The organism is Mycoplasma amphoriforme A39, assembly GCA_000723365.1.
Taxonomy (GTDB): Bacteria; Bacillota_I; Bacilli_A; order Mycoplasmatales; family Mycoplasmoidaceae; genus Mycoplasmoides; species Mycoplasmoides amphoriforme.
Genome location: HG937516.1, coordinates 526,244 through 551,457 on the forward strand (window position 1 = coordinate 526,244; position 25,214 = coordinate 551,457).

The following is a 25,214-nucleotide window of genomic DNA, read 5'->3' on the forward strand; positions in this document are numbered from 1 at the left end:
AAGCGATTATTTGCTTTAATAATGGAGACGAGAATATGACAGAAAAAGATGTCGAAAATAAAGAAATCAAAAATTCGCAGTTTCCAGATGAACAGCAAAAAACAGAAGAAGTTTCCAGCAATCATTACAATACCGATTCACAACCAAATAATAGTAAACATCCAACTGCTTCCTTTACTTCTATAGTTGAAGATGTTGATACACTTGTTATTAACGATGATAATACCCCATTTACGTCTTTTGAAACAAAGCCGATTATTATTTTTGAAGATGATCAAGAATCCATTCAGGATTCTGATGATTTTTTGATTGATACAAAATCTTTACACAAGTCTAAAATAATTGATGCTAGCAAAATCGTTTCTGACGATTTAAGTAATGAAGCGAATCAAGTCTATAATGAAGTTACTAAAGTAATTATTTCAGCAGATTCACCAGTAGTTTCCCATTTAACACATGAAGTCGGTAGTGAAAATCTTTCAACTACAAATAACAAAGAAACAACGATTCAAAAAATTGATTCTTTCCAGGTAACACAACCTTTGGATTCTTCCAATTTCCAAGAAAGATCAGACGAAACGCTTATTAATGTTTTAAATCGGGAAAATGATTCAAATATTGTCAAAACTATTAATTTCGACAGAGAAGAAAAAATAGCACTTGAAGTAGATAACACTAAAACAAAACACCATGATGATGTTTCGCTAACAAAAAATGATTCTGTTCAAATGACAGAATGTTTGACTACATCTGTTTTGCAAGAAATATCAAGCGAAGCCGCTACCAATACTTTAGATCTAAAAAATGAAAATAATGAAATGCTAATTACTGACGTTTTGACTTCAGAAGATAACTTAGTTGAAAATAAGAATTTTGTATCCTTGAATCAAGACGAAGCGATGATTTCAGAAGACGGCAAGTTCGAAACTTTTATTCCTTTTGTTCCGTCGTTTGAACCAACGTCTTTAGATGATACTAGACAATTTTCAAAAACGAATAATGTTTTATCTGAAGCGGAAATTTCACATGTAAAATCCTTTGAAAACAAATCTCCAGATACTTTAAATCTTGACCCGATTTTACAAAACAAAATCGAACAAGAAATTTTTCATCACAATTCATCTAGCATTTACTCTTCTTGGCCATATAATACCAATAGTGATACATTAGAATCAAATTCAATTAATGCAGCATTTTTAGAAAAAAATGATTTATTACAAACTACAAAAATTGCACTTAGCGATAATTTATTAGTAGAAAGTTTCGATGATCATTCTTCATACGATCTTTCTGTGCCTATGGTTAATTTTGTTATAGAAAATAGTGATCGTAGTGATCATGATGCTAAAACCATTGATTCAGTTAATGTAAAATTGATTGATGATTCAAACATTTTTTCAGGCAGTGAAGAAATTCTCGTTAATAGTGACGAAAACCAAGTTGTTGATGATCTTTTAGAAGTTGATGATAGTTCGTTAGTTCAAACTACATTAGAACAATCCATATCATCTAAGAATTTAGATGGTGTTTTCTCTGAGCCAGAAACGGTATTTGTTGATGATTTGCAAATGATTGATGGATCATATGATGTAGATTTATTTGAATCTTCAATTTCGATGGAAAATAATCATGAAAGTAACCAAAGTAATGAAGAGGAATTACATAATTTATTTGATGATTCACTTTTACCTATCAATTTACACGAAGAACGAAATGACGAAATTTTTATTCCAACTCCTTTACGCAACGAAAATGTTGAACTATTTTCCGGCAGCACGGTTGATCATGTTATGGGTCAAAAAATTTTGGCAATTGAAAATGATCATCACCACTCCATTCAACACGACGAAGAAGAGATTGACAAATCACTTATTAAAAAACAACAAGTGATTATCCCTGATGATACAGTTATTGAGTTAGTTGTTAATAACGAGCCAAATATTACACCAATTGTCTCTTCTGTTAACAATTTGGAATTACAAAAATCAAATACAGAAATATTTATTCCGTTTGATTTCCAAAATCCTAGTTATGAAGAATTTATTCCGTTTGCAACCATTGATTCTGATGAAAAGAATGTAGATTCTGTTCAAGATCAACTAGAAATTAACTCTCCTAAATTAATTTTTTCAGATGAGAACGATTATTTAAATCCATTAGAAGCATTTGCACCGGTCCTACTAGATTTAGATAAAATTCAAAACGACAAAAAAATCAATAATGATGAAGTTGATTCTTCATTAGAATTAAAAACCAATGAAATTTCTTCTAATCATTTTGAAAAGGAATTATCTGTTTTAAATAATGATTTACTAGCACACCTGTTAGATGAAAATGAAACGAATGTTGAATTTGATGATATTTTAGATTCTGAATTGATCACTGAACTCAAAGATGCAAGTAGTTTTATTTCAAAAAAGAAAAATGATTTTCAGAAAACTAAAAATGAGGATCAATCTTTTGAAAATACAAAATCCAATTCTTTTGGTTCAAACCAAAACGATCAAAATTTGGAACAAAATGATACTTTTAAAATGATCGAAGTTGATCGCTTAATTAACGAACCTTCTAATGATTTTAATTTTCATAAAACTGATTCACCAATTATGTTAAAAGACAATGACTATTTTGAAGAAATATCTGATGAAAAAAAAATCGTTTTCGATAATGTTCATAACTTGATTGATGATAGTGATTCGTTAGCATCGTCTGATGTTGACATTGTTTGGAACTCTGAAGAATCTTTAAAGAAAGAAGACAATGTTTTAAACAACAAGAATGACGTAGTTTATTTTGACAATGATACAAAACTTGATGATTCTAAAATAATTCATGGAAACGATAATGCTGATCAAAAAAATTTCAGTTTAGATAATGAAGTGCTAGTTTCGAATGAAATATTTTATGATGAAGATTCATTCGACAACGTTTGCGAAAACAAACCGGGCACTATAACAACTGATGACGAATTAGTTTTTGCTGCTCCAGAAGTAATTTTTACAAAAAATACTGCTGTTTCATCACCTGATCTATTGGCAAATGATGAAACATTTAATTCATCAGATGACAGTAATTTTTTAAGTGAATTTATGTTTGATAAATTTGGTTTTAATTCTGAAGGATTTGATCAAAAGGATAATAATGAAGATGTTGATGATGTAGAAAATGAAAAAAAACCTCTTGATCCTAAAAGTTCTCAAATTCTTACAAAACCTGAAGATAATATGTTAGCGTATCATTTAAAAAAAGATGGTCAAGATAATCATACAACTAGAAAGCCAAAACAAAAGAAACATTTTCAAATTTTATCTACAGTCAAAACAGATTCTTTATCGCCAATTAATTGTTTTGATTTAGAAAAGCCGAAGAATTTTAATGAAATTGAGCACGTTGATAACAATTCAATTATGGTCGATGATTCGAAGGCAGTTTCAAGAAGAACGATTAAACCTATTAAGGTTGATAGTGATTTGCATCAAATTACTACTGATGTTCATGCTTTTCAAACTAATACCAATCCAAGAACGCAAGGAAAAAACCATATTTGTCAATCTAGCCAACTTCCTTCTGCAAATATTTTTAGTTCATATCGTGAAAATCAAAAAAAACCTGAGCAATCTAAGGGCAAAAACACTGAAATTGCTGATCTTATGGACAATAAACAAATCGAATCCTTAACGACTAGTCTTCACAAATTAAATGGCCCACAATTTGTTTATAATCAACCGGATTGAGAAAACTCATCCAAGGGTTTTTGGCATAGGCTCAAATCAAAAACTGTTCAAGAAATTGATTATGGTGACAAAAAACTAACTCGAAACAAATCGAATCCTGTTAAAGTTTCAAAATCTAAGGGTAAATTAAGATCAAAGAAATCAAGTAAATCAATCGTAAAGAACAAAAGAAAAAAATAACTAAAAATCTAAAAACAATATAGTTAAACAAAAAAATAATTTTTAATTTTTATCAATCTTTTTAATCAAAATAAATAATAAAAATAAGCACACGCAGTCCACCTGCTTTTGTGCTTATTCTAGTACACTAAGGATTTTTGACTCTGGTTTTTAAGGGATTTAAATTTTATAAAAAATGGATGGGATTAGCTGAAACACTTGTCATCATTGCTGATTTTCCTGGTGTTAGTCCAAACCGTAAATACACTGGTTGACTTGCTACTGCTGAGTTTGATGCTCAAGAATTGTTGTAATAATTGCTGCTTCTGCCTGCAACTTCTGGTTCTCTCGCTGAATTAATTAATGTTGATAACCCTTGAATTATCGTTGAAAACAGTAAGGTTGCACCCATAGCAAACGACCAAAACGATAAACCAGCAAAAATTTTTCTTTTTTTATCCAGTGATAATAGTTGCATTTATCCTCCTTTTAAAATAGCAAAATATTAATACCTTGCCACTTAATATAATGTTGAAATTAGGGGAAAATGAACAATTTATTTTGGATTTTTTATAAAAGATCAAAGGTACTTGAGCTGCCGCTTAAGTAAATGTTTAGGGTTTTTAATTGTTCAATTTCCTTTGAAGATAACTTAACATGATAAGCTTTTGCATTACTTTCTATTCTGGAATTGTTTTGTGATTTAATAATTGGACACAAAGCAAGATTTTTTAAAAAAGCAATTAGTATTAATGCACTATCGATTTTGTGCGTTTTTGCAATCTTAACAACTACTGGATGATTTAAGAAAATTTTCTGATCATTTGTTAAAGGTCGTCAACTTTGGATAATTATTTTCTGTTGTTGATTATACAAAACCCGATCCCAGCGCATGTTTGCTACTGATAATTCGATTTGATTAATTTTTGGATAAACTCCGGAATGTTTGAACAAAATATCAATCATTTCCTTATCAAAATTACTAACTCCAATTTCTTCAACTAAACCGGCTTGTTGGCATTTAATTAGTTGCTTCCATGCTAAAATATTGATTTTCATGTCTCAGTGCGGCCGATGCAATAAATAACTATCAATTTTTGTTAGTTGCAAATCCTCTATTGATTTTTTTAATTCAGTTTTCACATTAGTAAAGTTTTTTGGTCAAACCTTTGATTGAACTAATATGTGAAAACTAAACTCTTTTTTTAATTTTTGTAAAGCACTGCCAATCTTTTTTTCGTTTTTATAAAATCGTGCCGTATCGATAAATTCATACTCATTGTTTGAACAAACAACTCTTAAATTTTCAATAAATTGACTTAAAGGCTCTTGATTCTTATAAGTTCCAAAACCCATCAAACATTGACTTACTAATTTTTGCTTGGTCATTTTTTACTTTTGTCTTTTCTAAAAACAATTAACGTTACTTAGACAATATTTTTCAAAATAAATGCGAGTCACTTAAGAGTAGATTTAGTCCAACGATTGATTATTTATTTTTAATTTTGATAATTTTACTTTATGGACACTTTAATACCAATTTTTAAAATCAAAACAAATGAAAATAAATTTGTAAATAACTTTTAGTTGTTTTGCTGATTTTTAAACTTAATCCAGTTTTTTCTTTGAATCACCAGTTTGATTTTGCAATTCTTTTTTTTCTTCCTTATTTGTTTCGTTAGTTTCACTATTGCCAAAAATATTTTCAGTCATTTGCGAAGGATCAAAAATATTTTTAAAATTTTTCATTAGATTGTTATAAAAATCTGTTGATCCTGGCTCACCACTCATTGCGGCAGTGAATTTTTCTTGTAATTCTTTAAGAATATTGGAATTCATGTTTTCCATTGCTTTCGAACTATTAATGTAATTACTTAAAATTAATTCAATTAATTGCTCTAAAGTCGTTCCATAAGGAATTTGTTTACCTTGGAGGTTTTTTAAGTTAGCCTTTAATTCTTCAACAATGCTAGGCATTAAATGAATGGTAATTGCCGTTTTATTTGATTCTGACATAAATTAGACCTTCTTTGTAGTTTGCTGTGGCGGCACCACTTGAGTAGCATGTTTTGGTTTGGATTCATCAACATGATGCAAAATTTGTTGCGTGTGATTAATTCGTGGCGGAATTGATTGAATTGTTAGATGTTGCTTTAACGGAATAATGTTTTTAATTTGGGTGGTTGGATGAATTTGTTGGGTTTTGTTAACGGTAGGTTCAATCGCAACAGTTTTAATTTCCTGTAAAACATTTTTCGTTGCTAGACTACCATCACTCACCGCCACGACAGCATGGCGAATAATTTTGTCATGTAATGTGTAACATGCCTTTGTGATTTTAACCACATGGTTTTTCGGCAAATTTGACTCAAGCTTTTCAAAGGCTGACATCGTTTGATCATCAAAGGGATCCCCAATTTCGATCGGCATTTTTTCAATATTCATTTCGTTTAATCACTTTAAAAATGAATCAGCAACCATTCGAAACCCCGCCACATAATTTTTAATGGTGGGATCAAGGGCAGCATAGCCTAAAGCAATTTCAAGTTGGTCTAAAACATTGATCGCTGATATAATTGATTTTTCGATGGCAAACCGCTTGGCACTCTCCAATTCTTCCTTCTTTTTTTTGTCTAATTCATCAATTTTTTCGGCGATTTTTAGTGCTGCTTTATTCTCAACTTCTTTAACTTTTTTCAAAAATTCCTCGTTTTTTATAGTGATATCTTTTTCAAGCGAATGCTTGTATGACTGTTCAATAGCAGCAATTAAAGAATCGATCTCGTTTGCTACTGTTTTGTTTTTTTGATGATTATTTTCTTTTAAAAAAGATTTCAGTTTTTCTATATTTTGATTAAAGTTGTTATTTACGTTATCCATAATATCCTCTTAAATTATAACAAGATACCTTAATAATTTACGATTAATTGTTATCGTTTGAATTTTTATTAATCCCGTTGGTTTTTTTAGTTTTACTTGTTGCGTTATTCTTGCGAACTAGATTCAATAGGTTCAAATTGTAAATGATTATTCTTGACTGTTAAAGCATCTAATTCTTTATGAACTAAACGCGAAAATTCTTTGATGTATGCTTTAAAAGTTTCGTGTTTCAGATTTTTAAATTTGTGTTTTGGTTCTATGACTCTAACAATTAAATTACCTTGAGGCATAAATTGTTTAGTAACTACATCATAACGTGGCGGAAAGCCTTGACCTTCAATAATTAACTGATCATTTGGTTTTGTTCCCGGATCTAATTTAACTCGAATTAATTGTTTTAAAGTTGGTATTAATATTTCACCACCTAATCTGGTAATTTTGTGATTGATTAACGCCATTGTCCAAACATTGTTTTTATCAAGCTTGAATAGTTTACTTTTGATAACAGTGAAATTAATCGTAAGATCACCTTGGTTTCACTCATCCACAATGTGTCCAAACCCTGGGTAGTTAACTTTTAATTTTAGTCGGTCGGTGATGGGCAAATTAATATCTAGAACAATTTGTTCTTTAACATACGATTTTCCCTTACATTTTTTACACGGTACCCTAATTAATTTTCCATAACCCTTACATGTTAGACATGGTGCACCCATTGCTTCTTTATTGTTGCAACTAAAACATTCCAAGAAAGCATTAGGATCATTTTGATCGGCCCCGGTTGAATGACAGGTTTTACATGGAATGCAGCGGTAATATTTTAACCTTCTTGTAGCGTTATTAAATAATAATATTTGCGGAATTTTGACTTCATAGCTAATGTCCAGATTTCGTTTTTTAGTGATTTGCAAGACCTGATCATCTGGCAATCTATTGGCAATCATATCATCGACAACTTCTGTTAGAGTTTGCATTAATGATTCACTGACATTTTCACTTAAAGGTTCTAGCTGTGGGTCAGGTTGAACATTTTCGTGAATTAGCTTGGTAATTACTGTGGTCAATTCATTATTGTTTGCAAGATCAATATTGTTATGATTTATTTCATTGCTGTTTTCATCTTTTTGATGGAGAGTATTTGCTTCACTATTATTAAAGTCTGGCAAATTCGTTTGGTAATTATTTAATTTATCTAAAACGAAGTTAATGGGATTATTATCTTGCTGTTCAGATAACGGTTGTTCAACTGGAATTGTGACAATTTCTTTACTAGTTTTTTGACTAGACTGATCGACGGTAACTTCTGAAATTGGTTCTTCATGGTTCATGTCAACATCATTATTAGTAATTGATGTGTTGTTTAAATCGTTAAGATTGCTTATAACAACTTCTTCTAATTGAATGTTACTTGTTGCTGAGCTATTTTTTGTTTCTTCATTTTCTACAAGTTGATCAAAAAGTTTGTTAGACACATGATCATCAGATCGCGGCTCTATATGGACTAATAAATCTTTCGATTGTTGTTTTATAATTAAATCTTCGTCTTGGCTGATCTCGGTATTTTTATTAATTTCGTTGTGAACATTGCCATTGAATGCATTTGATTGCGAGTCATTTTCAAACGAGTGTATCGATGGTTCGAAAGAATTTATTTCAGAAATGGTGGGATTTTCTTGTAATTTAAATAAATCTGACGAGTTAGCAACAGGCAATGTCGGTCAGCCATCTTGTGGTTCATTATTTTGGTCCATTATTGGTTTTTCAGGATCAGTTTGGTTAGGAATTCATTGGTCGTTTTCATCAAAATAACCATTTCATACCCATTCTTCACCCTGATAATAACCGTAATCAGGATTACCAACGCATTGGCGTCAAAATTCATTTTCTTCTTGCGAATGATCTGAATTGTCTAAGCCTGCTGCAAAATTTGGTTCTTCATTTCACAACGAATCAAAAAAACTTTTTGTTGGTTGATCGTTATTCGTTGTAATTTCTCTACTCTTGTGGCCTCTTTTTTTTGATTTTCTTTTTTTCTTAGGTTTGGTTTCAGATCATTGATCATATGATTGGGTGAATGCTTGTGATTCATTAATAATGTCAAAAAAGGACGAAAAAACTTCCCGTGATGCGAATGAAAAATCTGATGACTTTTCCTCATCACCGTGCCCAAAACGATCGTAATCTCTTCGTTTTTCAGAATTGCCTAAAACTTCGTATGCTTCGTTAATTTCAGCAAATCTTTCCGCTGCGTCACGAGCACCATTACGGTCGGGATGATACTTTTTAGCTAGTTTACGAAACGCTTTTTTTATCGTGTAACTATCACAGTCGCGATCAACCCCTAAGATTTCATAGTAATCGTGTTTCTTTTTCTCCATTTTTTCAACCCCAACTAATTAAATTATAAAACTCGTTGGAAAAGTTTTCAAAATAATCCATTATATGTTACTAAAATATTCTGTAAAAAAAGTGATGAATTTTAGTTTTATAAAAAATAAAACAAGATTTTTGAAAAAACTCATTTTTTTTGCTGCTAAACGAACTTTATTATCTTAGAAAAACTTCTTTTCTACTATTCAGTGCTTAGATTTACTTTTATTTATCGTTTTTCGTATAGTTGTAATTTAGGAACTACCTGGATTATTTTTGAATAATAAACATGAATTAACTAATCAAATTTTAGCAGTCTTAAACCAAAAATTTCCATATACTATTATGCTATTATTTAAATATGCTACTTATTAATAATCCGCTTCTTTTGACAAAATTACAAAACATTCCCAAACTACCTGGATGTTACTTGTGAAAAAACAAGTTTAACCAAGTGATCTATGTTGGTAAAGCGAAGAATTTATATAACCGGACTCACCAATACTTCTTGAAAACATCTGATTACAAAGTAACTCGTTTAGTTTCTGAAATTGCTGACGTTGATTTTATTATTGTCAAGACGGAAAATGAGTCTTTAATTTTAGAAGCTAATTTAATTCAGAAACATCAACCCCGTTACAATATTTTGCTAAAAAACAATAACGGCTATCCTTATATTTTGGTCACAAATGAGCCAAAACCACGGTTGCTATATACAAGAAATTTTAAAGCAAGTTTAGGAAAATATTACGGTCCTTTTGCTAGTACCGACGTGAAAGCATACGAAATCTATAAACTTTTATTAAAAATTTTCCCCCTGATTCGCTGTGCTAATAAGCATAATAAGAAATGCTTTTATTACGATCTGAAAATGTGCATGGGGCAATGTGTTAACGAAGATACTGTTGATAAATATGATTTAGCAAGAAAACAAATTGATGATTTTTTTAATAAAGGGACTGCATCAGTTATTGCCATGCTAAAACAAAAAGAACAAAATGCTGTAAATAATCTTGATTTTGAACAGGCCCAAACATATTTTGATCTGCAGAAAAGCATTGATGCTATTAGTAATGAACAATTTATTAATTTAATTGATCTTTCGACATCAGATTATGTTGCTTATGACACTAAAGATAACTATGTTGTTTTAGTTATTTTTTCATATGTTAAAGGCAAACTTTTAAACAAGCATACGATGATTACGAAGTATATTGGTAATTTAAATGAGCAATTAGCCACTTATTTATATCAGTATTATCGTGAAAATTACCAACCCAAACATATTTATCTTTCTTTAGATAATGTTAATACTTTAATTCTTAAAAATAGTTTGCATTTAAATATTTGTAATCCCGAAAGGGGAAAGCAAAAGCAAATTATGGAATTAGCCTTAAAAAATGCGAAAAATGAACTAATTCTTAAATATGCTTCTGTTGCCATGCGTGAAGAACGAACTACGATTGCCAATCAAAAATTAGCATCCCTATTAGGAATTGAAACCCTTAATCGTATCGAATTATTTGATAATTCTAATCTTTTTAATGACGATCCAGTGGCTGCCATGGTTGTTTTTGAAAACGGGATTGCCAATAAAAAAGAATATCGGAAGTATAAAATTAAACTAGCGGCATCTAAAAGTGATTTTGACTACATGTATGAAATCATTTATCGTCGTTTTTTAAGGTTATTAAAAGAAAAAAAACCGTTTCCGGATTTAATCATTGTTGATGGGGGCTTAATTCAAGTTAATGCTGCCAAAAAAGCTCTAGATCAATTGTTACTAACTAACCAGATTAATTTAATTGGCTTGGTTAAAGATAATCATCATAAAACAAAAAGTATTATCAAAAAAGACGGAACCCAATTACCACTAGATAAAACAAGTTCATTGTATTTTTATTTAGTTAATATGCAAGACGAAGTTCACCGCTTTGCTATTAGTTTCTTTCGTAATACGCATCGTAAATCGATGTTTAATTCGATTTTTGATGATGTGAGTAATCTCGGACCTGTACGTCAAAAAAAGCTTTTAAGCGTCTTTGATAGTATTTATAAAATTCATGCTGCATCTGTTGAACAACTTGCACAAATCATTCCCAAAAGTGTTGCTATTGAATTAAAACAAAAAATTGCAAAACAAATTGATTCGAAAGATAAAACCAGTAGTTTTCATCATCATTCTGAAAAATAAATAAAGTTATATTGATAAAATATCTTTCAAATATAGGATTTACGATATGAAAAAAGTTTTAAGTGTTTCTGATACTCACGGAGTAAATGAACGTTGGTTAAAAATTATTGATTTAGAAAAACCAGATATTATTTTACATAGCGGTGATCATTGTACGGAAAAAAAATTTATGGATGGTATCGCAACGTACTGGGTTGCTGGCAACAATGATCACCTTGGTAATGAAATTGAATGTTTTATGATTGAAAACATGCAATTTGTTTTATTGCATGGTCATCAGTGTGGATCCCGTTGGGATAACCAAAGATGAAAAGAATGCTTGGTAGCCTATGTTAAAAAATTCAAGCCTAATGTTATGGTTTACGGCCACTCCCACATTCAAGAATTAGATCTTATTGATAATGTAATAACAATTAATCCAGGGTCATTGCAATTACCAAGAAATCAAGAAAATTTACCAACTTATGCGACCTTTGAAGTCGTTGATAAGAAATTAGCGAATTTAAAAATTAATTTTGTTAGCAAAAAAGATTAAACTGGCGGTTTCAAATATAGTGGTTCTAGTAGGTTTACGTCTTTGAATTCAGTAAAATTTTCTAAGTTTGAAACCAGTGACTCAAAGATGTTGGTGTTCTCAAAATTTTTATATAAAGGTAAATCCATATTATCTTTACAAGTAGCATCGAGTCGTGCTTCATCAGTTAGTGCTGGTTTACCAGTTCCATCGCGGTAAATTGCGTAATATTTTTTACTGCCAGTTGCATCCAAAACACTAATGCCATTAGCATGTAAGACTTGCAAGCGTAGCGTATCAATGGCACACAATTTACAGCCATGGTTGATCATGCACCAAGTTTTGGCAACAATACAGCCCATTCTTACTCCAGTATAGTTTCCTGGACCAAGCGTGACATAAAATGCCTCAATCTGCTTATTTTTAACTTTATTTTTTTTCAAAAAATTATTTAAGTATTCTAAAGCGAGATCGGTTAAGTTATTATTTGTTTCAATACTTAATGAATTAACGATTTGCAGATTTTTATCGAGTAAACATAAATTTAAATGTTTAAAAGAACTATCAAAAAAAAGTTTAAATTTCTTCATTTATTAATGTCTCCAGCGATTTAAATAATTTTAAGTTCAGTTCGTTCAACTTTTCATTAAAAATTGAATCAATCGGGGCTTCAAGAAAAATTTTTTGATTGGTAACAGGATGAGTTAATTCCAACTGGTAAGCATGTAAAAACTGTTTATAACTATTTTCAATTTCGCCTTTTAATTGATACATTGGATCGCCAAGAATCGGATGATTAATAAATTCTAAATGAGCCCGAATTTGGTGGGTTCTTCCGGTTAAAAGTTCACATTTAATTAATGCGTATCTTGTGGTTTGATCTAAAATATAAAATTTCGTAATTGCTTTTTTTGGATTTTTCGCATTCACTACGCAAAACTTGATATTATCACCCTTGGCGTGCCCTAATGGGGCATCAATGGTTCCCATTAATTCATTGAAAGGATAATTGACAATTGCTAAGTAAAAACGTTTGATTTCATGAACTTGTAATTGTTTTTGTAATTTGGTAAGAATCTCATAGTTTTTAGCTGCAATTACTAAGCCAGTAGTGTCACGATCAAGGCGGTGCACCATATAAATTTTTTCAACTTTTTTAAATTTTGATGAATGTTGTAAATAATATAACAACCCATTGACTAAAGTATTTTGTTCACCATGAGTTGTCGGATGAACAATTAAATTTTTTTGTTTGTTTACGACAATCATTGCATCATCTTCATAGATAATATCTAAGGGAATTTGTTTTGGTAAAATTTCTTTTTTTTGAAGATCAAACGTATTTAAATCATACTGAATTTCAACTTTTGATGCAATTTTTAATGGTAAATTATTTTTTGAAACGATTTGTCCGTTAACTTTCACGCAGCCTTTAAAAATTAAATAAGATACTTTTGTTCGCGATAAACCAAGTTGGTTAGTTAAAAATATATCTAAACGTTTTTCGGGATTATTTGTGACGAAGTTATGCGAAGATATCATGGTCAATTTTTGGTTCTTTTTTATTTAGTAATGTGGCTTGCTCTGGTTTTAATGGATCGGTTGCTTCTTTTTGCTTTTGTTGTTGGGCATCTTTTTTTGATTTCATAATCGTGCGAACGATGTAAGCAATAACCACAGCAATAAATCCGATTACAATGCACGAATCAGCAAAGTTAAAAATCGCTCCACCAAATCAAAATTGTAAGTAGTCCAAAACAGCATTAGCCACATTTGGTCCAAATACTGCTGCTGATGTTGCTCGGTCCATAATATTGGCAAACGCCCCGCTAACAATAAATGATAAACAAATAATGTAGTCAATTGTTGGTGCATACAGCAATCAAATTATGATTATGATCATGACAATACTTTGCAAAGAAAATGCTGCTGCTGGATTATTAGCTAAATTGCCAAAAGCAATTCCGGTATTAAAAGAAACGACAACGTTGATGAAACCATTGGTTTCAATTATTTGTGTATAAGAGTGATTAAGTTGGTTGCCATTTAATGTTAAAGCAAAACGGTTTCTTACTAAAAACACAATTAATAGAACAATAAAAAAAATGATAGGAAACGCTACTGCTTTGGTTAAAATAATTTTTTTAGGATTATTTCGAATTAAAACTTCTTTAATATTAACTAAAAATTTTGAAAAAAAAGATTGGTTTGAATGTTCCATATATTCTAATAGGTGATAAATTTTAACACATAATCAAATTCGTTATGCGTTTAAACTTTTTGATATAAACGATATTTAAATAAAAAAAGCAACCTTCAATAGTTGCGTAAAATTTTGAATCTAATGTTTTGCAGTTAATAAAATTATGTAAGTTAATTTTAATGGTATCAGGGAAGGGACTTGAACCCTCACAGAGTAATCTATACGCACCTCAAGCGTACGCGTCTACCATTCCGCCACCCTGATAAATATGGCAGGGGCAAAAGGAATCGAACCCTCATCAATGGTTTTGGAGACCAGTGTTCTACCGTTGAACTATGCCCCTATTATTGGCCTCTCCTAGAGGAATCGAACCTCTATTTCCCGTTTAGGAAACGCACGTGTTATCCGTTACACCAAGGAGAGTGATAATTAATAAATTAATAAGTGTTATACTTTAACTTATTTATTCTGATCATCTTTCTTATGATCATCAACAATTCGCAATTTTAATTTGACAACATTGTCTTTAATTAGAACCGGCTGAATAACGTGTTTTTTAGGGGGTGGAAGTTGATTTTCTTGATCTTTAATTTCATTCTTTTTAACTGACTTTCCATCCTTATCAGGTTTCATATCATTTTGATTTTTATTGTTAAAGTTAGTTTCACCTTGTCTGATAACTGGTTTTTTATTTTTCATTTGCGGCTGAACTATTGTAACCTTCGGCGTTGGGGGCAAGTAATAGATTGGCGTACTGTTTTGTGTATTTAAAATGTAATCGTATAGTTGGGTATTTTCTGCATGCAACTGACCAACTGCCAATTGTAAATTGTTTAAAGTCATGGATTGTTCGTTTTGCAAAACTTGAAGAGTTTTTATGTTTTCTAGCCACCCTTGATTATCAGCTAACAAACTTTTATTTTCTTGTAAAACCCTTCGGAATTTATTCGCTAAAGAATTAACGTTACTTGCATAATGGTGCGAAAAAACGTTAGCGATTGATTCTTGGTATCATAAGTTTAAATCATCATCTTCGTCTATTTTTTTGGCTTTTAATGAAAGATATGAAATATAAAATAAAATAATATTTAGGAACGGAATTCATCCAAAAAGAAAATTAATGGTTGCGTATTTTTTAACCAGATTTCATTCGGTTTCATAGTTCGTTTTTAAAGATAATAATGGCTTTAATGAAAAAGCTCAAATCAGATTCATTAAGACGTATGAAATTAAAAGAAAAGCCAGTGAAAGTTGGCTAATAATTTTATACGTGAAGTTACCGCCTGTTAAGGTTCATTCGTTTAAAGTTAAAAAAGTGAAAATCAAAGTAAAACAAGCAGAAAAAATGGTAGCTAGAATCATTTCGGTAATTACGATTTTTCTTGCATAGTTTACAATCTCGTTATAAAAGTTTGATTGTTGCTCAAGCAGTTTAAAATTTTTTGGTTCTTCTGAGCCATCAAACTTTAAGGATTGTCCAAATTTTTGTTTTTTAATTATTGCTGATTTATATTGTCCACTAGCAAGTGCTTTAGGATTATTTTCTGTACTCATGTTAATTCTTACTTTAGTATTCCAATTTTTAGTATTTAATTATGAATCAACCAGTTTTAGTCGTGAGAATTTTAAACAGTAACAAATTTTTGATTCGTAACCTACTAATTATACTTTTATTGAAAAAAATTTGATAAATAAAGACTTTACTGATTCAACGTTATAAATTAAAGTTGGCAATATTTATCCATAATAATTATATCAATTAGATCGTTAACTCAAAAGGAACCAAACCACTTATTTTCATGTAGAAAATAACTATTATGCTTCCTTTTTTTAAGTATTATTTAACACGAATTAAACATTTAACTTAGTTCCTTTTTGTTTTTTAAATCAGCATCTTCTTTTAAAACATTAGTTTATAACCTATCTTAACAATTGCGTTCTAAATTTTAATTGATCTGTGCAACTTTAAATTAACAATTTTTTAAGAGGTATTAGATAAAACAATCCAAATTCATTAAAAGTCCTTGATATGGACCTGTAGTTCTTATTCTGAAGTAATTAGTAAAACGCCAAAAGGTTTAAGTTTAATTAATTATTACGTTGATGTTGTTAGCCAAGAAGTAAAAATTGAATTTTATGCAGATGTTGTTGATTAACAATCGATCTTATGGAAACTTAAAAAATGCAAAAAATTGAAGTTGTTCAACAACCTAAACTAATGAATTTAAGAATCTTTTAGATTTCTATAGAGCGAAACGATACCAAACTTATTTATAAAAATATGGATATTTACTAGAATTAACAATTATCTAAGGAATGAATAATAAGTTGAATTGGTAGTGGTTCATCGATAAGTTTGATAAACTGCCACAGACAACAATGCTGGCTGCAATCATTAGGAAAAATAAAATAACTCTACGAACTAAACCGCATACTCAAAAAAATGCCGATAAGATTACGATGTAGTTTGTTCGTATTGTTTTAATATTAGAAATTATGATTTTTTTTAATTCATTTATTTTTGGTTATCAAATTCAACAAGTTCTTGCTTTAAAAACCAATTTTACTTTCAGAATTCGAAAAAAAGTACCATTATCAGTTCAGGTAACAATTCGTAACGTTCAATAAAATTTATTATGTAATCACTTTAATTGTGACTTCGTATCTGTTGTGCTGGCTTTAATTTCCCGATTAGCAGTGACTATTGGTGCTGGTAAAACTGGTTGTAAAGTGATTGTGTTTAATAATATTGATGTTTTATTGATGTTTTCGAAAAGACAAAAAATAGCAGAATTTCTTTGTGCAACCATGTTTATTAATGAATTGTGCCTCATGACAGGATAGATCCTTACTAAATTCAAACGCAGAAAAATTGATATATATTTAGTAAGCAGTAACAATGAACCGATTGTTCAAATGTATAAACAAAATAAAAATTGGCCACATAGTTGGTCAAGCATCACCGTTTGGTAAAAAAAATTAATTAGCAAATTGAAAGCAAATAACTAGCATGTTGTTTTTGTTGATGATAAGGTAAATGATTTGATTGCTTTGCAGAAAATGGTTTTATCAATTAACATGTCATTAATCAAATGATCCAGCCAAAACAGTAATTGATACTAGTATTGTCAACCAGTGGTGTTCGAAAATTTATCAGGTGATTGACATCTCCAGAAAGATAAGAACATTAATTAAGTTGAACTTTTTGTAAGCATTTATACTTATCATTTGGATTTTAATCTCATTCACCTTTCCGTGATTATTCTAACAATTATGCGATCGTCTCAATGGGTCTTAGTAACTTGCTATCGTTATTATTACTTTGATTTTTTAACTTTGATAAAAAGCGTACATTGTACGAAACAAAGCGTTCTGATAGTTGATTTGAGAAAAAACAATAATAAATTAATTGTTTTGGGTAATTTTTCACTTTTGTTTTGTAAATTATCTTGATTTTTTTTACGTTTTTTTATAGAATTTAATCCAAATGTTTTGGTAGTTAATTAGCGATGGCATCAGCCATTTACAGTGCTGTTTATTAAGCCAAGCAATTGTTAAATATCACCATTAGTAAGTAGGTAAAGTATGTTTAAAAAGAAACAACCCACAGAATTTGAAAAGTACGTGATGAAGCATGAGCAAGAAATCGAAATTGCCAGACGACGTCTACTAGCAAAAGAACAAGGAGTTGCTCCTGATGCACCCCAAGTTGCTCCTCCGATGCCGCCAAGCCGCCCAATGCCTTCAACAATACCAAGCCGCCCAATGCCTTCAACAATACCAAGCCGCCCAATGCCTTCAACAATACCAAGCCGCCCAATGCCACTTGGTACTCCTGTTCCTGCTCCAAAACCAATGCCTGAACCAACACCTACTCCTGAACCGGAGATGGAAGTTAAACCAGTGGAGTCTGAAACCGAAACTAGTGCCGATACACCAAAACGAAAAGGCTTTTTAGGATTGTTCAAGAAAGATAAAGGTGCAACTCAACAAGTTGATGCTGATGAAACTAAGGCCGATGAAACTGCTTCAGGTGCTGACGTGGTTGTTGAGGGTTTGAAACAATTTGCTAATGATAGTAAATTAGAAGTTATTGAACTTGATTATGATATTCAGGGTAAAGAAATCATTTTTAAACTTTCCTTCTCAAACAAGCCTTTAGTTGCAGACGGATCTGATATCAAAGAAGTTAAGGCTGAACCACGATATCCCTTGAAGAAGATTAATTATCACAAGGTTCTTAACCAGTTTGTTAGCAATTTAAAATCAGTATTTGAAATTTAAACTAAACCATAATTAATCATATATTAGTGACTTACCTAGGAATTTACTTCTTTTAACGTAGGTTGCTTTTATTTTTTAGTTATTCGCTGTTACAAACCCATAAAATCACTCATTTAATCTTTAACAGTATTTTTAAGCTAAAATTTACAAAATATTTTTTAAAACAACTTTTTAGTTTTCAAAATTATTCTAAGTTTGATAAATTTTTTAACTTTTCCATAGCATTTTGCATGAATTAAAATTTGGTTTACACTAACTTGCAAAAAGTTTTTATTTTTTTCAAAAAAACGCATTTAATCATTTAAAATTACTTCAATTCAAAGATACCAAAAATCTTAAATAATGAATTTTATTTTATGTTCGTTTGTATCTTTTTAATATGACTAAGAAAAGGAATGAAAATTTATGCATGCTTGCAATAAAAAGAAGTTGAATGAAATGTTTAAATTTAAAAAATCAAAACAAACGCTTACGCTTAGTAGCCTATTAGGTGCTTCTGTTGTTGTGGGTTCGGTTGCTGCTTCTTGCAGTGGTGCGATTCAAGAATTCAAAAGTTCGATTCAACTAATTGTGTCAGACAACACTTCAACATTAACGGATAAATCATTTAGTCAGTCTTCTTGAGATGGCGTTCGTAAATTTTTCATTGACGACATTAAAATTCCTGAAAATCAGGTTCCGAAAGCTGATAGTCCCGCAGTGACTGATGGTAACGGTATTTGAAAACGTCCCGGAAGTAATCACCAAGACCGGATCAATACATACATTAATGCGAAAAATGATGGTTCAAAAGTTATCGTTGCCACTGGTTTCAACCAGCAAAGTGCTTTAGAAGACATCGCCAAATTAGATGGTAATGGTAGAAGAAATAATAGCGGTGAAGATCTAAAAGACACCGGGTTTGTTTTTGTTGATGGTGCTTTACCGCCAGCCTCACAAACCTTTAATCCACGAAATATTGCAAGTATTACTTACCGTGCTGATATTGGCTCTTTTTTAGCTGGTGTTGCAACTGCAGTTTATTTAAATTCGAACGCTGATTATTTTAGGACTGTTGGCCAAGTTGTGAGTAACGCTCATAAGTCAGTAACTGATACTTTTGGCGTGTATGGCTATGTTGGGTTGCCATTTCCATCAACACTAAGTTTTTTTAATGGATGGCGCCAAGGGATTGCTTACTGGAATACTGTTTTAGCTCCAAAATTAACAATTAAAGTTAACGGCGAAACCAAGGATGCAAAATTATTATCTTGAATTTCACCAAACCTTAGCCCTTCCCAATACGGAACCGATGATAATCCACAAATTAGTCGTTCAATGAGTGATTTTATTAGTGGAGGTTTTGACACTAATAATCAACAGGCAAACACACTAGTAAAAAATGCGATCACTAACGGTGCGTCAATGATTTTACCGGTTGCTGGTTCCCAAACTAACATCGTTAAATCTGCAATCCTTCAAAGCACCCAACACCGTGCGACAATTTTAGGAGTTGATACAGCACAAGAAAATGATCCAAACTTACAGGCGGATTTAAAAGACACACCAACTAATTTTGTTGGTAATAAAAAAATTATTCCCTTCTCTTCGCTTAAAAATCTAACTTCTTCGGTGCAAAACACCTTGAAGGCCATTCATCAAGGTAAAGAAGTTAATGGTTATAAAGGTTTTGGTTTCAATAGTGTTGCCACTTTAGATAATGATGGCGTAGGAATTAGTAACGATGGACTAGAACTTTTAATCGATCCGTTATATTTCACAAAAAATGAAAAAATTACCGAAGAAATGAAAACTAAAAACAGTTTTGACACGAAAATGATTACTAACAAAACTGAACTAAGTACTTTATTAACAAAAACTAAAGAACAACAAAAAATTGCATTGGATAGTTTTAAAAAGATTTTAAGCGAAGACAATCCAACCCTTGTTACGGGAACTGAAACTATGAAAAAGGGTAATTGATCAATTGCTGGTGATGAATTAAAAATGGCATACGGACCACAATTATTTGCAATTACCAGTAGTTCTAATGATGATGCTAATCCTAATAATAAATATGAATTAAAACAAGTGGGTGGTAAAGGGTTTACTCAAGACTTAAAAGTTACTGATGCGTTAGATTTACAAGGTTATAGATTTAATATTACTCGGAAATAGAATGTTCCTATTAAACATATAAATAGTAATCGATGGGTAAAAAGACAAATCTTGTCTTTTTACTTTCTAAATGAAAAAAAGGAGCAATAGATGAATTTTGGCAATTTCAACCAGTATTATTTGGAACGTAATTATGATCGTAGTGCTTATGCACTAGAAATGATTGATATTCATAAAAGTTTTAATAATGGCAAAATCAAGGCTAATATCGGGATTAATTTAGCAGTTGTTAAAAACGAAATTCATGCGATTATTGGCGAAAATGGTGCTGGAAAATCAACATTGATGTCCATTCTTTTTGGTCTTTATGAGCAAGATCGCGGTGATATTTACATTAATGGAAAATTGGTAAAACTTAAATCTTCAAAAGACGCGTCCAAATATAACATTGGCATGGTTCACCAACATTTTAAATTAATTGATAATTACCGGGTTATTGATAATATCATTTTGGGCGTTGAAAAAACCAAGTGAGGTTTTCTTAGCAAATCTGCTAGCCGTAAAAAAATTCAAAACTTAATTAAGCAATACAACTTTAACGTTGATTTAAACGCGATGGTTTCTTCTTTAACTGTTGGCCAACAACAAAAAGTGGAAATTTTAAAAGTTTTATTTCGTGATCCTGAAATTTTAATTTTTGATGAACCAACAGCAGTTTTATCAGACAATGAAATTAGTAGTTTTTTAGAAATTTTAAAAGAATTTAAAAACCAAGGAAAAACGATCATTATTATTACCCATAAACTATACGAAGTTAAAAAAGTTGCCGATGTAGCAACGATCATTCGTAAGGGGACATATGTTGGTACCATTGATGTTAAAAAAACCCCAGTAAACGTGATGGCCGAATTAATGGTTGGTCGGAAACTTGTTGAATCTAAAAACAATTTATCGACCACAACAAATGAAGTTGTCTTAGAAGTAAACAAACTTGATTTAACTTTTATTCCCCTGTTTGACTGGTACGTTTTACGTTTTGAAAAAACGGTTCGTAAAATTTTCAATTTAATTAAAGGATTACTGTTGCATAAAAAAACAATTTCACAAAAAGCGTCGGTTAAAAAACCTAAAAAAAGTGAACCGATAACTGTTAGTTTTAAAGTAAAAAAAGGCGAAATTTTTGCAATCGCTGGAGTGGAAGTTAATGGTCAAGCAAAACTTGCCGAATACCTTTCGGGATTAAAATTAGCTAAATCAAAGACAATTACTTTTCTTGGAAAAGATATCTCCCATTACTCAATTAATAACCGCAATCGCTTAGGGATTAGTCACGTGCCTGAAGATCGTCATAAGCATGGGTTAGTTCTTGATCAAAATTGTCGCAAAAACGTTGTTAATAATTTAATTAACAAACACCCATTTAGTGTAGTTGGACTAGTTGTTGAGTACGAAATTGCCCAATATGCAAACGCTATTATTGAAAAATTTGACGTTCGGGGTAGTGCGAACGGTACGGCTATGGCCCGGACTTTGTCAGGCGGCAACCAACAAAAATTAATTGTAGGTCGAGAAATTAGTAAACCCCATAAATTATTAATTATGGTGCAACCAACCCGAGGTTTAGATGTTGGAGCCATTGAATACATTCACCAGCGTATTATTGAAGAAAAGCAGAAAGAAAATACAGTGGTTTTGATTTCATATGAATTAGATGAAATCTTAGCATTGGCTGATACCATTGCCGTAATTAGTAAAAATAGCATTGTTGGGATTGGCGATAAAATCACGATGACCCGACAACGGATTGGCGAATTAATTGGCGGGAGCGAGGTAGTAACCCATGCGTAAACCACTATTAAATTCGTTTACTAAATCACAAACAATTTGTTTATTTGATAAATGATTTTATCGGGGCCCAACTAAATCATTACGCCGTAAGTTATTTTCAGTAATTTTATTTATTGCTGCATCAATTGTTTTAGCTTTTATTATGACAATTATTTTGGGTTCATCGCCAGCAGCGTTTTTTCGAATTTTTACGCGGTTATTTTCCAGTAGTGTAAATAATGTGCAAAGGTTTATTTACCAAATTGCGGTATTTTCCATGGCAGCGTTAGCGTTTTCTTTCTGTATGAATGTTGGTATTTTTAACATTGGTGTATCAGGACAAATGCTTGCAGGTGCTTCATTAGCGTTTTTTGTTATTGACACCTTTCCGAGTAGTTGGAAACAAATTGAAGGCGGTGGCCAAATTGTTACGTTATTACTAGGAATGATTGGGGCAGCGATCGTTGCTTTATTAACGGGTCTTTTGAAAATTTATTTGAAAGTTAATGAAGTTGTTAGTGCGGTTTTATTAAACTGGATTATTTTATTTATTGTCGGATATCTTACCCGTTCTTACCTTTTAGATTTTAGTCAGGAACAATTAGGTTTTTTTCGGTCGCGACCAATGCCGTTTGGCTTTGCGTTTTTTCAACCAGGATCAGGTTTCACAAAAAATAGTGGTTGGGTTTGGTCAATTGCAGTAACTGTTGTAGCAATTATGGCAGTTTGGTTTGTGATGAAATTTACCGTTTTTGGTCACAAATTAAAAACCACTGGCTTATCATTTAGTTCAGCACAATATTTTGGTTACAATCATAAAGGTATACAGTTGTCATCATTTTTAATTTCTGGTCTTTTGGCTGGTGCTTTGGGCGTGATTGTTTATACCGGAACAGAAAGTTGGCTAAACTTTGATAGCGTTGGTAGACAAAACTTGAATAGTGTGCCTGTTGAAGGCTTTAACGGAATTGCAATTGGTTTAATTGCGTTGAATAATCCTTTCGGTATTTTTGCCGTTTCTGTGATTTTTGCATTTATTAATGTTGGTGCCCAACCTGCTGGCTTACCGATTAATACCATTTCGTTAGTAACTGGGATTATGATGTATGTCATTGCGATCCATGCTTTAGCAAATTATTTACGACCTTGACGCTGGTTTTACTTACTAAAATATCGCAAGGCCAATAGTGCTAACTACTTGCATTATGAAAACATGATGTCAGCCCTTGCTGAAAAAAGAACCTTTGAAATTGTTGGCTTTAAAAATGAACTAATTGATAATTATGTCAAAATGAAGTTAGGTAATAGTAAAAAATCAGTTAAAAAAGTTTTGACATGTCTTTTTACGAAAACATTTTACTGCTTTTTATTTGTTTATTTTTCCAAAGCATATAATGTTAAAAAAGCCGAAATTAATCAAAGCTATTTACAATCGAAAAAGCAGTTAGTTATTCAAATGCAATTAGGTTGCATAAAAACGCTTATTAATGATTGGCAAGATAAAATTATGCAATCTAAAAACCATAATCAACCACGCTTATCATATTGATTAAAAGACAAAAAATTAATTTATAAATGGGGTTTAAAAATAAGGAACGAAGAGTTCATTACACAGACTAATCAAAACATCAGCAAAATAGATAATTGGTTTATTGACAATGTGCGTGTTCAACACCGGAGTGTTTTTTAATGCAGTTAGTAAATGTTTGACTAATTTGGGGACCTGCTTTAGCATTAGGCTTAGTTAGTGGATACTTATCAGAGCGGGTCGGAATCGTGAATATTGGCATTAACGGGATGATGACTTTTGGTGCGTTATTTTTTTATATTTTTTCCAACATTTTTTTTGATGCCTTTGGCAATAATGCTGCAATGTACAATTGGACCTTTTTAATTGCTTTTTTAATTGCTGGTCTTTTGTCGATTTTTGTTGGAGCACTGTTTGCTTTAGCAACTATTAAATTAAGGGCTGACCATGTAATTGCTGGAACAGGTATTAATTTATTAGCACTTGGGATTGGCACTGCTGTTGCCGACCGCTCTTCTTTATTATTTAACGGCCGTTCTAGTTTATCTAACCAATACATTCCAACGACAACCATTGGTTCATCTGGAATTCTTGCTGAAGCGGTTGTCTCTTTTGCTATCGCAATCGTTTTGATTATTGCAATTTATCTAGTTTTAAACTTTACTCGCTTGGGTTTAAGATACCGAGCTTGTGGTGAAAATCCAAACGCTGTTGATGCCCAAGGAATTAATGTCTTAAAATACCAATGATTAGGTCTTCTTTTTGTTGGTTGGATCGCGGGTTTAGGCGGCGCATTTTTTGGTTTTGGCTTAAGTAATAGCACATTTACTGGCGATGTTGATGGCATTGGTTTTATTGCTTTAGCATTATTAATTGTTAGTTCATGGAAGATTTTACCAGGAGTTGTTTTGGCGTTATTATTTGAGGTTTTATTAACTTACGCTCAACAAAAAACATTATCAGGAGGACAAATTCAAGATAATTATTTATTGAAAATGATTCCATTTGTTTTAACTTTATTTGTCATGGTTGCTTTTGGCAGGTTTGTTGTGCCGCCTAAGTATGCTGGTAAGCATTTTGATAAGGGCTTACGTTAACTTTATAGCAATCTGTTTATTTATAAAAAACAACTAGGTATATAGATTGAATTAATTATCAAAAAACCTTATTTTACTAAAGATATCGGTTTATTTATTATCGATTAATAAAACCGTTGCAAACATTTTTAGTCTGAGTATTTTTGCAATTAGGAACATATTTTTTAACCATTTTAAAATGTGCACTTTTACAATGCTTAACTCACAAAAATACTTGAAAATTAGAAAATTATTTGATCTTCTCAAAAAGAAATTTTAATAATTTTAATTATTTCGAAAATATGCAAATTTATTTAGTATGATGTTGCTACTGTTAGTTGCTTTGAA

18 protein-coding genes and 3 tRNA genes are annotated in these 25,214 nt (G+C 31.2%); 9 read left to right on the plus strand and 12 right to left on the minus strand.

Annotated elements, in window-relative coordinates:
* Positions 1-35 precede the first annotated feature (35 nt).
* Positions 36-3,914, plus strand: a complete 3,879-nt coding sequence (locus ABDB96_RS01995) for a hypothetical protein (protein ID WP_343251121.1) — start codon at positions 36-38, stop codon at positions 3,912-3,914.
* Between the two features lie 166 nt (positions 3,915-4,080).
* Here ABDB96_RS01995 and ABDB96_RS02000 read toward each other — a convergent pair whose 3' ends face one another.
* From ABDB96_RS02000 to topJ, 5 genes are all read right to left on the minus strand, one after another.
* On the minus strand, positions 4,081-4,371 hold the full coding sequence (locus ABDB96_RS02000; RefSeq protein WP_343251122.1) for a hypothetical protein: 291 nt from the start codon (positions 4,369-4,371) through the stop codon (positions 4,081-4,083).
* 92 nt (positions 4,372-4,463) lie between these two features.
* On the minus strand, positions 4,464-5,282 hold the full coding sequence (locus tag ABDB96_RS02005; protein ID WP_343251123.1) for an aldo/keto reductase family protein: 819 nt from the start codon (positions 5,280-5,282) through the stop codon (positions 4,464-4,466).
* A 219-nt stretch (positions 5,283-5,501) separates the two neighbouring features.
* Positions 5,502-5,909, minus strand: coding sequence for a hypothetical protein (locus ABDB96_RS02010; RefSeq protein ID WP_343251124.1), 408 nt, complete (start codon positions 5,907-5,909; stop codon positions 5,502-5,504).
* 3 nt (positions 5,910-5,912) lie between these two features.
* Positions 5,913-6,773, minus strand: a complete 861-nt coding sequence (locus ABDB96_RS02015; RefSeq protein ID WP_343251125.1) for a nucleotide exchange factor GrpE — start codon at positions 6,771-6,773, stop codon at positions 5,913-5,915.
* 104 nt (positions 6,774-6,877) lie between these two features.
* The gene (topJ, locus tag ABDB96_RS02020) at positions 6,878-9,151 is read right to left on the minus strand and encodes a terminal organelle assembly protein TopJ (RefSeq protein WP_343251126.1); all 2,274 of its coding nucleotides are present in this window, start codon (positions 9,149-9,151) and stop codon (positions 6,878-6,880) included.
* A 353-nt stretch (positions 9,152-9,504) separates the two neighbouring features.
* On the opposite strand from topJ, the gene uvrC reads away from it, so the two are divergent.
* Together uvrC and ABDB96_RS02030 are read left to right on the plus strand one after the other, a co-directional pair.
* Positions 9,505-11,337 (plus strand): excinuclease ABC subunit UvrC, encoded by a 1,833-nt coding sequence (gene uvrC / locus ABDB96_RS02025; protein WP_343251127.1) that lies wholly within the window; start codon positions 9,505-9,507, stop codon positions 11,335-11,337.
* A gap of 46 nt (positions 11,338-11,383) precedes the next feature.
* A complete protein-coding gene (locus ABDB96_RS02030; RefSeq protein WP_343251128.1) occupies positions 11,384-11,872 on the plus strand; it encodes a YfcE family phosphodiesterase in 489 nt (162 codons plus the stop codon).
* On the opposite strand, the gene tsaB is transcribed toward ABDB96_RS02030, so the two are convergent.
* The 7 genes from tsaB to ABDB96_RS02065 form a co-directional block, all read right to left on the minus strand.
* The gene (tsaB, locus tag ABDB96_RS02035) at positions 11,869-12,441 is read right to left on the minus strand and encodes a tRNA (adenosine(37)-N6)-threonylcarbamoyltransferase complex dimerization subunit type 1 TsaB (protein ID WP_343251129.1); all 573 of its coding nucleotides are present in this window, start codon (positions 12,439-12,441) and stop codon (positions 11,869-11,871) included. The two genes, ABDB96_RS02030 and tsaB, sit on opposite strands and share 4 nt — an antisense overlap.
* Complete coding sequence (locus ABDB96_RS02040; protein WP_343251130.1) at positions 12,428-13,393, minus strand: RluA family pseudouridine synthase; 966 nt, start codon at positions 13,391-13,393, stop codon at positions 12,428-12,430. The genes tsaB and ABDB96_RS02040 overlap by 14 nt, the downstream gene beginning before the upstream one ends.
* Positions 13,377-14,072 (minus strand): signal peptidase II, encoded by a 696-nt coding sequence (locus tag ABDB96_RS02045; RefSeq protein ID WP_343251131.1) that lies wholly within the window; start codon positions 14,070-14,072, stop codon positions 13,377-13,379. Before ABDB96_RS02045 ends, ABDB96_RS02040 begins: the two co-directional genes overlap by 17 nt.
* A gap of 162 nt (positions 14,073-14,234) precedes the next feature.
* Positions 14,235-14,318 (minus strand) — tRNA-Leu (locus ABDB96_RS02050).
* Positions 14,319-14,323: 5 nt separating this feature from the next.
* A tRNA-Trp gene (locus ABDB96_RS02055) sits at positions 14,324-14,397 on the minus strand.
* Positions 14,398-14,402: 5 nt separating this feature from the next.
* Positions 14,403-14,477: transfer RNA gene (locus tag ABDB96_RS02060), tRNA-Arg, on the minus strand.
* Positions 14,478-14,513: 36 nt separating this feature from the next.
* Positions 14,514-15,608 carry a hypothetical protein gene (locus tag ABDB96_RS02065; RefSeq protein WP_343251132.1) on the minus strand — a complete coding sequence of 365 codons (1,095 nt, stop codon included), beginning with the start codon at positions 15,606-15,608 and terminating at the stop codon, positions 14,514-14,516.
* Positions 15,609-16,078: 470 nt separating this feature from the next.
* On the opposite strand from ABDB96_RS02065, the gene ABDB96_RS02070 reads away from it, so the two are divergent.
* From ABDB96_RS02070 to ABDB96_RS02095, 6 genes are all read left to right on the plus strand, one after another.
* Positions 16,079-16,210, plus strand: a complete 132-nt coding sequence (locus tag ABDB96_RS02070; protein ID WP_343251133.1) for a hypothetical protein — start codon at positions 16,079-16,081, stop codon at positions 16,208-16,210.
* A gap of 1,429 nt (positions 16,211-17,639) precedes the next feature.
* Positions 17,640-18,338, plus strand: a complete 699-nt coding sequence (locus ABDB96_RS02075; protein WP_343251134.1) for a hypothetical protein — start codon at positions 17,640-17,642, stop codon at positions 18,336-18,338.
* 405 nt (positions 18,339-18,743) lie between these two features.
* Positions 18,744-20,495, plus strand: a complete 1,752-nt coding sequence (locus ABDB96_RS02080) for a BMP family ABC transporter substrate-binding protein (RefSeq protein ID WP_343251135.1) — start codon at positions 18,744-18,746, stop codon at positions 20,493-20,495.
* A 90-nt stretch (positions 20,496-20,585) separates the two neighbouring features.
* Positions 20,586-22,283 (plus strand): ABC transporter ATP-binding protein, encoded by a 1,698-nt coding sequence (locus ABDB96_RS02085; RefSeq protein WP_343251136.1) that lies wholly within the window; start codon positions 20,586-20,588, stop codon positions 22,281-22,283.
* Positions 22,276-23,952 carry an ABC transporter permease gene (locus tag ABDB96_RS02090; protein ID WP_343251137.1) on the plus strand — a complete coding sequence of 559 codons (1,677 nt, stop codon included), beginning with the start codon at positions 22,276-22,278 and terminating at the stop codon, positions 23,950-23,952. The genes ABDB96_RS02085 and ABDB96_RS02090 overlap by 8 nt, the downstream gene beginning before the upstream one ends.
* Positions 23,952-24,887 (plus strand): ABC transporter permease, encoded by a 936-nt coding sequence (locus tag ABDB96_RS02095; protein WP_343251138.1) that lies wholly within the window; start codon positions 23,952-23,954, stop codon positions 24,885-24,887. The genes ABDB96_RS02090 and ABDB96_RS02095 overlap by 1 nt, the downstream gene beginning before the upstream one ends.
* The last annotated feature ends 327 nt before the right edge of the window (positions 24,888-25,214 follow it).